At 72.1% G+C, this 9,591-nt stretch carries 18 protein-coding genes; all 18 read left to right on the top strand.

Annotated elements, in window-relative coordinates:
* Positions 1 to 13 precede the first annotated feature (13 nt).
* The 18 genes from HT134_RS36610 to HT134_RS36525 all read left to right on the top strand — a co-directional run bounded on the left by HT134_RS36610 (position 14) and on the right by HT134_RS36525 (position 9,575).
* The gene (locus tag HT134_RS36610) at positions 14 to 217 is read left to right on the top strand and encodes a hypothetical protein (RefSeq protein WP_175605052.1); all 204 of its coding nucleotides are present in this window, start codon (positions 14 to 16) and stop codon (positions 215 to 217) included.
* Entirely contained in the window at positions 210 to 1,049 is an 840-nt protein-coding gene (locus HT134_RS36605; protein ID WP_175605051.1) for a hypothetical protein, read from the top strand. Before HT134_RS36610 ends, HT134_RS36605 begins: the two co-directional genes overlap by 8 nt.
* Positions 1,049 to 2,248, top strand: coding sequence for a recombination directionality factor (locus HT134_RS36600; RefSeq protein ID WP_175605050.1), 1,200 nt, complete (start codon positions 1,049 to 1,051; stop codon positions 2,246 to 2,248). Before HT134_RS36605 ends, HT134_RS36600 begins: the two co-directional genes overlap by 1 nt.
* Complete coding sequence (locus HT134_RS36595) at positions 2,248 to 2,982, top strand: 3'-5' exonuclease (protein WP_175605049.1); 735 nt, start codon at positions 2,248 to 2,250, stop codon at positions 2,980 to 2,982. Before HT134_RS36600 ends, HT134_RS36595 begins: the two co-directional genes overlap by 1 nt.
* Complete coding sequence (locus HT134_RS36590; protein WP_175605048.1) at positions 2,979 to 3,320, top strand: hypothetical protein; 342 nt, start codon at positions 2,979 to 2,981, stop codon at positions 3,318 to 3,320. Before HT134_RS36595 ends, HT134_RS36590 begins: the two co-directional genes overlap by 4 nt.
* Positions 3,317 to 3,526 carry a hypothetical protein gene (locus tag HT134_RS36585; protein WP_175605047.1) on the top strand — a complete coding sequence of 70 codons (210 nt, stop codon included), beginning with the start codon at positions 3,317 to 3,319 and terminating at the stop codon, positions 3,524 to 3,526. Before HT134_RS36590 ends, HT134_RS36585 begins: the two co-directional genes overlap by 4 nt.
* Entirely contained in the window at positions 3,523 to 3,708 is a 186-nt protein-coding gene (locus HT134_RS36580) for a hypothetical protein (RefSeq protein ID WP_175605046.1), read from the top strand. Before HT134_RS36585 ends, HT134_RS36580 begins: the two co-directional genes overlap by 4 nt.
* A complete protein-coding gene (locus tag HT134_RS36575; protein ID WP_175605045.1) occupies positions 3,705 to 4,115 on the top strand; it encodes a DUF6197 family protein in 411 nt (136 codons plus the stop codon). Before HT134_RS36580 ends, HT134_RS36575 begins: the two co-directional genes overlap by 4 nt.
* The gene (locus HT134_RS36570) at positions 4,112 to 4,351 is read left to right on the top strand and encodes a hypothetical protein (RefSeq protein ID WP_175605044.1); all 240 of its coding nucleotides are present in this window, start codon (positions 4,112 to 4,114) and stop codon (positions 4,349 to 4,351) included. The genes HT134_RS36575 and HT134_RS36570 overlap by 4 nt, the downstream gene beginning before the upstream one ends.
* Positions 4,351 to 4,587 carry a hypothetical protein gene (locus HT134_RS36565; RefSeq protein WP_175605043.1) on the top strand — a complete coding sequence of 79 codons (237 nt, stop codon included), beginning with the start codon at positions 4,351 to 4,353 and terminating at the stop codon, positions 4,585 to 4,587. Before HT134_RS36570 ends, HT134_RS36565 begins: the two co-directional genes overlap by 1 nt.
* A gap of 88 nt (positions 4,588 to 4,675) precedes the next feature.
* Positions 4,676 to 5,185, top strand: a complete 510-nt coding sequence (locus tag HT134_RS36560) for a hypothetical protein (RefSeq protein WP_175605042.1) — start codon at positions 4,676 to 4,678, stop codon at positions 5,183 to 5,185.
* Positions 5,182 to 5,862: a DNA cytosine methyltransferase gene (locus HT134_RS36555; protein WP_175605041.1), complete on the top strand. Its 681-nt coding sequence runs from the start codon at positions 5,182 to 5,184 to the stop codon at positions 5,860 to 5,862. The genes HT134_RS36560 and HT134_RS36555 overlap by 4 nt, the downstream gene beginning before the upstream one ends.
* Positions 5,859 to 6,140 carry a hypothetical protein gene (locus HT134_RS36550; protein ID WP_175605040.1) on the top strand — a complete coding sequence of 94 codons (282 nt, stop codon included), beginning with the start codon at positions 5,859 to 5,861 and terminating at the stop codon, positions 6,138 to 6,140. Before HT134_RS36555 ends, HT134_RS36550 begins: the two co-directional genes overlap by 4 nt.
* Positions 6,137 to 6,580, top strand: a complete 444-nt coding sequence (locus HT134_RS47900) for a WhiB family transcriptional regulator (protein WP_175605039.1) — start codon at positions 6,137 to 6,139, stop codon at positions 6,578 to 6,580. The genes HT134_RS36550 and HT134_RS47900 overlap by 4 nt, the downstream gene beginning before the upstream one ends.
* Entirely contained in the window at positions 6,577 to 6,957 is a 381-nt protein-coding gene (locus HT134_RS36540) for a MazG-like family protein (RefSeq protein ID WP_217708785.1), read from the top strand. The genes HT134_RS47900 and HT134_RS36540 overlap by 4 nt, the downstream gene beginning before the upstream one ends.
* Positions 6,954 to 8,036: a DNA polymerase III subunit beta gene (gene dnaN, locus HT134_RS36535; protein WP_175605038.1), complete on the top strand. Its 1,083-nt coding sequence runs from the start codon at positions 6,954 to 6,956 to the stop codon at positions 8,034 to 8,036. The genes HT134_RS36540 and dnaN overlap by 4 nt, the downstream gene beginning before the upstream one ends.
* A 223-nt stretch (positions 8,037 to 8,259) precedes the next feature.
* Entirely contained in the window at positions 8,260 to 8,562 is a 303-nt protein-coding gene (locus HT134_RS36530; protein ID WP_175605037.1) for a MerR family transcriptional regulator, read from the top strand.
* A complete protein-coding gene (locus tag HT134_RS36525; RefSeq protein WP_175605036.1) occupies positions 8,559 to 9,575 on the top strand; it encodes a DNA-methyltransferase in 1,017 nt (338 codons plus the stop codon). Before HT134_RS36530 ends, HT134_RS36525 begins: the two co-directional genes overlap by 4 nt.
* Positions 9,576 to 9,591 lie beyond the last annotated feature (16 nt).

Below are 9,591 nucleotides of genomic sequence, written 5' to 3'. Positions count from 1 at the left end.
GCGGGAGCTGCCGGTGAGCACCTTCACCCCCGAGTACGAGGGGCTGCCGTCCGAGGACGAGATCAGCGAGTACCTCGCCAGCCTCGGCGACCCTCACGAGCACCCGTACGACGCCTTCCCCGCCCAGGCCCGGCCCCGGCCGACCTGGCGGGGCGGGCCCCGCCTCGACCACGAGGCCGAGCTCGGCTACGAGGACGAAAGGCGCGACCGTGACTAATCCCAAGCACGCCCGCGACACCGACAACGGCCGCTACTACGAGGACCCCGCCACCGGCGATCTCTACGTCAGCGTCACCAACGTCCTCAACACCCTCAACAAGCCCGCGCTCGCCCCGGCCGCCGCCAAGGTCACCGCCGAGTACTTCGCCGACAACCTCCCGGCCGCCATCCGCGCCAGCCGCAACCCCAGCGCCATGGATGCCTTCATCAAGGCAGCCAAGGCCGAGCACAAGACCGTCTGGGAATCCCGCCGCGACCTCGGCACCCGCGTGCACGCCCTCGCCGAAGCCCACGCCCTCGGCGCCCCGGCCGAGCCCGACGAGGAGGCCCAGCCGTTCGTCGACCAGTACCGGCTGTTCCTCGACGACTTCGGCGTCAACCTCGCCACCGATCTTGAAGCCGTCGAGGTGACCGTCCTCGACCGCACCCACCGCTACGGCGGCACCGCCGACCTGTGGATGCGGCTCAAGGGCCTGCCCGGCGGCCACCCCGATGGCCTGTGGCTGATCGACATCAAGACGTCGCTCACCAAGCCGGCCACCACTGTCTACCGCGACCACCCGCTCCAGCTGTCCGCCCTCCGCTACGCCGAGCTCGCGCTCGCCCCGGACGACAGCGAGCACCCCATCCCGGAATTCGTCGGCACGGCCATCCTCAACCTGCGCTCCACCAACTACGGCTTCGTCCCCGTGCCCACCAGCCGGGAACTGCACGCCGGCTTCCTCGGCCTTCTGCAGGCCTCCTACGTGCTGCACGGCCTCGACATGAAGCCGTGCAAGCCGATCAACACCCCTGCCCGCAAGCCCCGTACCAGGAAGGCAGCCGCCTGATGGGCTCCCGCATCATCACCCTCCAGCGGCAGGCGCGCGAACTCGGCCGCCTGCGCACCGGCTACAGCGTCCCCAACGACGACCCGAACAAGCGGCCCCGCGCGGTCCGCTCCCAGACCTGGATCGTCACCAGCCACGCCGAGCACTACGTGCAGGCCGCCGCCGACATCTGGGGCGGCCAGGTCGAGAAGTGGCAGCCCCAGGGCAACGGCGCCGCCCAGTGGCGGGTCATCACCCAGACCAGCAGCCTCGACGCGATCCTCCCGCCCGGCGACCCGCTCTCCCAGGCGTACGAGACGTGGACGAAGGGCGGAGCGCAGCGCCGCTGCGACGGCATGACGGAGACCCTGTCCGACTCGCCCTGCCTGTGCCGGGCGCAGTGGGGCGAGAACTTCCACGAGGTCGCGCCGCGCGACCTGGCGTGCAAGATGACGACTCGGCTCAACGTCATCCTGCCCGAGATGCCGGACATCGGCGCCTGGCGGGTCGAGACGCACAGCTACCACTCCGCCAACGAGATCGCCGCCGCCGTGGACGTGCTGAAGGGGTCGATTGGCCTCGACGCGCTGATCCCCGTGCGGCTGCGCATCGAGCAGCGCACCCGGGTCGCGCAGGGCAAGACGAAGCAGTTCCCCGTGGTCGCGGTCGAGCTGCGCGGGAGCACGGCCGGGCAGGTGCTGGCCGGTGCTGCGCAGACCGTGCCGGTCGGCGGCGGGCAGCTGCGGCCGGAGGTGGAGCAGGGAGGCGCGGCGGCCCTCGAGGCGCCTCGCCCGGCCGTCAAGCCGACGGCCGAGGACTTCGTCGCTGCCGCGCAGGGCTCGCAGTCCCTGGACGATCTTTCCACCAACCTGGCCGCGGCCCAGCACGCCGGCTTCGCCCGGAACCTGCAGGACCAGAAGGACCCGGTCGCGGTCGCGTTTATGCGCCGCCGCGCCGAGCTGAGTGCCCCGACTACCGCGCCGGTGGCCCCGACTGCGCCGCCGCGTCTCGAGCGGGTGGCCGCCCAGCAGGACAGCGAGGACGCCGATCTGGTGTGGCAGCAGATCGTCGCCGCCTGGCCCGGCACCACCTCCGAGCTCAACACCGCGTTCGCGCAGACCATGAGCGGACTCGACCCCGCCTCCGCCGGCCCGGGCGACCTCTCCACGTTCCTGGCCAAGCTGCGTGCGGGCGAGCTCACCGAGGGGGCGACCTCCTGATGAGCTGGCACAAGGGCATGCTGTGCGCCTTCGACCTTGAAAGCACCGGGGTCCACGTCGACACCGCGCGGATCGTCACCGGCTGCGTCTCCCTCATCAACGGCACCACCGGCGAAGCCCAAACCAAGACGCTGCTCGCCAACCCCGGCATCGACATCCCCGAGCAGGCGACCGCCATCCACGGCATCACCACCGAGCACGCCCGCGAGCACGGCGACGACCCCGCCGTCGTGACTGGGCTGCTCGCCGACACCCTCATGCAGCGCGTGTACGACGGCGTCCCGATCGTCGGCTGCAACGTCGTCTACGACTTCACCCTGCTCGACCGCGAAACCCGCCGGCACGGGCTGGAGCCGTTCGGCGACCGGCTCGCCGCCGCCCAACCGGTCGCGATCGACGTGTACGTGCTCGACAAGGCGATCGACCGCTACCGCAAGGGCTCGCGCAAGCTGACCGACCTGTGCAGCCACTACGGGGTGCGCATCGACGGCGCCCACGACGCGAGCCATGACGCGATCGCCGCCGCCCGGGTCGCCTACCGGATCGCCCAGCGGAACCCGCGCATCGCCGGCATGCCGCTGCACGACCTGCACGCCCTCCAGGTGAAGGCGAAGGCCGAGCAGGCGCGCAGCTTCCGCGACTACCTGGCCCAGCAGGGCAAGCCGCACGGCGACGTGCGCGAGGAGTGGCCGCTCATCCCGTTCACCACCACACCTCAGGGGGTCGAGGCATGACCAGCATCTTCGAACCGGCCGTCCGGCAGTTCGGGCCCGGCGAGCCGCCCCCGCTCGAGGACCGCGACGCGGTACTCGACCGGCTCCACCGGTGGATGGCGCAGGCCGATGAGGACGCCGACGCGCTCGCCCAGCGCGGCGGCCAGGAGCGGGCCATCGCCGCCGAGCACCAGCGGCTGGCGGAACGCTACGACGAGGCCGCGGTCGAGGCCCGCAAGCGGGCGGACCGGTGGCGCCGCCACATCGAGATCGAGATGACCGAGCGGGAGCAGCCGGCGGAGGAGCCGGTGACGCGCCCGGTCGCGCTGCCGCAGCGGCGGGCCCTGTCCGAGTCGTGATCGACCTGCTGCACGGGCTGTCCTTCCTGGCCGGGCTGGCCGGCGGCATCTGGTGCCGCCCGGCCGTCCGCGCCGCAGCCCGCACCCTGCTCGCCTTCCTGAAGCGGCGCGCCCGGCTGGCCCGCCGCTCCCTGGCCGCCCTCTCCCGGGCGGCCCACCTCAGGCCGCACAGGCCCCGCCACGCAACCCCAAGGACACACCCATGAAGCTCATCCTCGCCATCGCCGCAGCCGCCGCCCCGGGCGCGCTCGCCGGCGCGCTCTACATGCTGATCGCCGACCCCGGCAACACCGCCGCCGACGCCGTCCTCGTCGCCGGCTTCGCCGCAGCCACGGCCGGCACCTGGCTGGCCAGCTTCCGCGAGTCGCGGACCGGGGGTGCGCGGTGACCGCCGACACCCTCGACCTCGCCATCAGCGCCGTCCTCCAGCGCGCCGCCGACACCATCGACGACTGGGACCTGTGCAAGGGCGACTACACCGACCCCATCGACGGCGGCTTCTGCACCGCCGGAGCCATCGCCCACGCCTGCGCCCTCGACGCCTCCGACTGGCAGGACGGACACACCCCCGTCTACAACGACCCCGACGAGAACACGCGTTGGCTTGCCCGCCGCGCCGCCGCGCTCACCGCCCTTCGCGCGCTCGCTGGCCACGTCCTCCCGTTCACCCCGCCGGAGGACATGTCCCGCCGGGAGCTGATCGACCTCATCGCCCTGTGGAACGACGACGAGGACCGCACCGCCGAGCAGGTCGTAGAGGCCATGCGCGCCGCCGCCAGCGAGGTGACGGCGTGACCCCGCACACGCTGTGCATCCTCGCCGTCGCCGCCGCATGCGCCGCCGCCGCGATCGGCCACTTCCACAACCCGAACCGGCGCGCCCGGCAGCGGCAGCAGCGGGACGCCGCCGCGCGCCGCCGGCACGACCGCATCCAGATGGCCGGGATGCTCGCCGTCCACGACCCGGAGGCGCTGTTCCTGCGGCTCCTCGCCGACCACCCCGAGCTCAGCACCATCCGCAAGGGGGCGTGATGCACGACGTCACCCACGAGTCCGCCCTGCGCGCCGCCATCCACGCCGAGGTCGACGACCTCGACCCGTGCGACTGCCTCCCGCAGATCCTGGCCGCCGCCCGTCGACGCGCCCCCTGGCTGCTCGCCGTCCTCGCCGGCATCGGCATCGCGCTCATCGCCACCGGCATCCTCCTCGCCACGCAGCAGCACGGCGAGCCCACCCCGACCGCCACCACCCGCCTGCTGGAGGCGTGACATGACCCAGCACCTCACGACGTCCGGGGCCCCCACCATCGGGGGTGGGGCCCCGGCCACCCCCCGCGTGTATGGCCTGGATGTCTCCTTGACCGGCACAGGGATCGCCTCCAGCAGCGGCTGGTGCGACACCACCGGCGAGACCGGCATCACCAGCATGCCCCTCCACGAGCGGGAGCCCGCCATCACCCGCCTGGCCGACCGCATCACCGACTTCATCGGCCCCGACGTCAATCTCGTCGTCATCGAAGCCCCCGCCTACAGCCGGCACGGCGGCGGCGCCCACGAGCGGGCCGGACTGTGGTGGCGCATCGTCCACCGCCTCCACGGCTGGGAGATCCCAGTGGTCGAGGTGCTTCCGAACCTGCGCAGCATCTACGCCACCGGCAAGCACAACGCCCGCAAGACCGAAGTGGTGGACGCGGTCGCCCGACGGTGGCCGAGCTGGCAGACCCGAGGCGACGACAACGCGGCCGACGCCGTGGTCCTCATGGCTCTCGGCCTCCACCACCTCGGCGCGCCGCTGTGCGACATGCCGGCCAAGAACCGGACCGCGCTCGACCGCGTCGCCTGGCCCGAGGCGGTGAGCGTCGCGTGAAGAAGCGCATCCTCGACGGCTTCTGCGGAGCAGGCGGCGCCGCCATGGGCTATCACCTCGCCGGATTCGAAGTCATCGGTGTCGACATCAACCCGCAGCCCAACTACCCCTTCGAATTCCACCAGGGCGACGCCATCGAGTTCGCCAAGCAGCACGGCCACGAATTTGACGCCGCCCACTACAGCCCGCCCTGCCAACACGACTGCACTCTCACCGCAGGCACCAACGCCGGAAAGTTCACCTACCCCGACCTGCTGGAACCGACCAGGCAGGTGGCCGAGTCGATCGGGCGCCCGTACATCATCGAGCAGCCGCCCGGCCGCGCATCGAAGCGGATGCGGGTCGACGTCACTCTGTGCGGCGAGATGTTCGGGCTCGCTGTCATCCGGCATCGCAACTTCGAGCTCGGCGGCTGGACCATGCCGCAGCCCGAGCACATCAAGCACCGCGGCCGGGTGGCCGGCCTGCGACACGGCCAGTGGTTCGAGGGCCCGTACTTCGCCGTGTACGGCGAAGGCGGCGGCAAGGGCACGGTCACGCAGTGGCAGCAGGCAATGGGGATCGACTGGACCGGTGTCCGTAAGGAGATCGCCGAGGCGATCCCGCCCGCATACACCCGACTCATCGGCGGGGCGCTGATGGCCTACCTCGGCGCCGAGGCGGTGATCGTCGGATGAGCCTCGGCATCGAAGTCGCCTGCCGCTGCTGCCACAAACTCGGCCCCCACAACGGCCGAGGACTCCGGCACACCTGCTGGCGCCGCCACCGCAAGGCCGGAACGCTCGACCAGTACCCGCCCCTCGGCGCTGGCCTGCCCCGCCTGTGGCGGATCGAGACCTACCTCGAACTCCGCGAGCGCGGCCTCTCCAAGCAGGAGATCGCCGCGAGGCTCGAAGTGACCGTCCGCTCCGTCGAGCGCTACGCCGCCCAAACCCGGACCGGGGTGGCGGCATGAGCGGCAAGCCCGTCCCCATCACCTGCCGCGACTGCGGACAAGACGGCTACCACGGCGGACGCGGCCTCTGCCGCACCTGCTACACCGCCCACCACAACGCCGGCACCCTCCACCAGTGGCCGTCCGTCAAAGGCGACCACGCCTGGCAGAAGACCAGCCGTCACAGCCGCCCCGAACAGGAACCCCCATCGACGCGGTCCCAGCGCGGCGGCAACTGGCGGGACGACGCAGCATGCCGCAGCGCAGACCCCGAACTGTTCTTCCCGATCACCTCCAGCGACGACCACCCGCAGGTCGAGCAGGCCAAAGCCGTATGCCGCGGCTGCCCCGTCCTCCACGACTGCCTCGACTGGGTGACCCGCAACCCGCAGTGGGACGGCATCTGGGCCGCCACCACACCCCGCCAGCGCCTCCTCCAGCCCGAAAGGACCTCGGCATGACCACCACCGTCCAGCCCGGCCTGTGGCAGCACATCGGCAACGCCCTCGCTTGGGTCGACGCCGCCAACGGCCGCAGCGACCACGAGACGTCCATGCGGCTCCTCAAGCTCGTCGAGGAGGCCGGCGAAGTCGCCGCCGCCTACATCGGCACCGTCGGCCAGAACCCCCGCAAGGGCGTCACCCACACCCGGCAGGACGTCGCCGACGAGCTGTGCGACGTTGCCATCACCGCCCTGGTCGCGCTGGCCACCATCACCGGCGACGCCGACACCGCCCGGGCCGCGCTTGACGCCCACCTGGCCAAGCAGGCGCCCCGCTTCGCCGCCCAGCCCGACACCCAGCTCACCCTCTTCACCACCGCGGAGCCCGCAGCATGAAGCTGACCATCGACCCCAAGCTGCTCGCCGACACCGTCGCCTGGGCCGCCCGCGCCATCCCCACCCGGCCCAGCATCCCCGTCCTGTCCGGCCTTCTCATCGCCGCCCACGACGACCAGCTCGACGTCTCGGCGTTCGACTACGACATCAGCGTCCGCGGCACCATCCCCGCCGACGTCGCCGAGCCCGGCCTCCTCCTCCTGCCCGGCCGCGTCCTCGCCGAGGTCGCCAAGGCGCTCCCCGACCGGGCCATGCTCAACCTCACCGCCACCGACGCCGAAGCCGTCCTCACCTGCGGACGAGCCGAATTCGCCCTCCCCACCCTCCCGGTCGAGGACTACCCCACCCTGCCCGAGCTGCCCGACACCGTCGGCAGCATCGACGCCGACCAGTTCGCCGCCGCCGTCTCCCAAGTCGCCCCCGCCGCCGGCCGCGACGACACCCTCCCCATGCTCACCGGCATCCGCGTCGACGCCGACGGCGACCAGCTCACCCTCGCCGCCACCGACCGGTACAGGATCGCCGCCCGCGACCTCATCTGGCAGCCGAACGGCGCGCCGTTCGGCCAGCTCATCCCCGCCCGGCAGCTCCAGGACATCGCCAAGGGGCTCGGCCACGGCACCGTGCAGATCGGCATCGGCGACGGGCTCACCTCCTTCACCAGCGGCAACCGCCACACCACCGTCCGGCTGCTCGACGACCAGTTCATCGACTACCGCTCCCGCATCACCCACGAGGCGGCCATCAACGTCAGCGTGGACGCCGCAGCGCTCGCCACCGCCGTCAAGCGGATCGCCATCGTGGCTGAGCGCACTACCGCCGTCCACCTCGCCTTCGACCGCGAGCAGGTGCTCGTCCGCGCCGGCGCTGCTGACGTCGGTCGCGGCAACGAAACCGTCGGGTGCACGCTCGCCGGCAACCCGATCCAGATCGCGTTCCAGTCGCAGTACCTGCTAGACGCCCTCAACGCCATCGACGGCACCGCCCGCATCGGCATGGACGGGACGACCAAGCCCGCCCTGTTCCGATCCGACGACGACACCTACCGGTGCCTCGTCATGAGCCTCCGGGTCAGCTGATGACACGCCCGTGCACGCGCTGGGACGCCGCCGCAGGCAAGCACTGCGGCGGCACCCCCACCAGGCTCTACATTTCCGGGCCCAGATGCGCTACCTGCACACCGGCCGCACTCGCCGGCCAGCCCGAGCCAGGCCAAGGCGCGCACTGCGCCCCCAACCGGCTGTACTGCCCGCCCACCAGCCGGTGCGCCACCTGCACCGCCCAGCACGGCGAGGCCACAGCATGAACCAGCTCACCCTGCAGGACGTCCTCGACCGCGGGCTCACCATGCGCACCCTCAACCGGTGGATCGCCCACGGCCACCTCCAACCCGGCCGCCACGGCCACGGCAAACCCCGCGAATGGCCCCAGCAGGAGTTGCAGATCGCCGCCCTGATGATCCGCCTCACCGAAGGCGGGCTCACCACCGGCGTCGCAGCCATCATCGCCCGCGCCCACATCGCCGACGGCGGACGCCCGCTCATCAAACTCGCCCACGGTCTGGTGATCGCGATCGACACCGACCTGCTCAAGGAGACAGCGTGAACGACCGCGCGATCGTGCTCCGCGGCGACGCCCGCAACCTGCCGCTGCCCGACGCCTCGGTGGACCTCATCTGCACGAGCCCGCCCTACTGGGCTCTGCGGGACTACCGCGATGGCGACGCCAGCCTGGAAGGGCAGATCGGCAACGAGCCCACCCCGTGGGGCTACCTCGGCGCGCTCTGGGAGGCCACCGCGGAGTGGGTGCGCGTGTTGAAGCCGTCCGGGTCGCTGTTCGTCGTCCTCGGCGACAAGTGGGCCAACCGCACCCGCGGCGCATGGAGGGGCAGCAGCGACGGCTACACCGGCCGCGCGGACAGCCCCCGCTACGTCCGCCCAAAGGACCTGCCGGAGAAGTCGCTGATCGGGTTGCCGTGGCGGTACGCGATCGGCTGCATCGACCAGCTCGGCCTGATCCTCCGCTCGGAGATCGTGTGGTCGAAGCCGTCCCCGATGCCGGAGTCGGTGACCGACCGGGCCCGACGCAGCCACGAGCAGGTCTTCCACTTCACGCTGCGCCAGCGGTACTTCTCCGCCACCGACGCGATCCGCGAGCCCCACAAAGCGCCGCGGCGGACCGCGGGCGTGACCGCGTTCGCCGCCCGAGACCGGAACATCGCCCGGACGGCGACCGGCGACTACGCCGGGCCGAACCCGCTGGGCGCGATCCCAGGCAGCGTGTGGGAGATCGCCACCCAGCCGCTCCAGGCCCCCGAGGAGCTGACGGTCGGCCACGACGCTGCGTACCCGCCGGCGCTGGTGCGGCGAATCGTCCTCGGCTGGTCACCAGAGGACGGCCTGGTGCTCGACCCGTTCGGCGGCAGCGGCACCACCGCGCTGGTCGCGGCCACGCTTGGCCGCCGCGGCGTGAGCATCGACCGTTCCGCCGGCTACTGCCGGCTCGCCCAGTGGCGCACCACGGACCCGGGAGAACGGGCCCGAGCCCTCGGACTACCGAAGCCGGAGCCCGTCCCCGACTCGCAGCCCGCGCTGTTCGACGACGAGGCGATCGCATGAGGCGCCCAGGAGGTCC

It is taken from the genome of Nonomuraea rhodomycinica, from assembly GCF_013363995.1.
Lineage (GTDB): Bacteria > Actinomycetota > Actinomycetes > Streptosporangiales > Streptosporangiaceae > Nonomuraea > Nonomuraea rhodomycinica.
The sequence above is the reverse complement of the archived record's forward strand: the minus strand, read 5'-3'. Positions and strand labels throughout refer to the sequence as shown.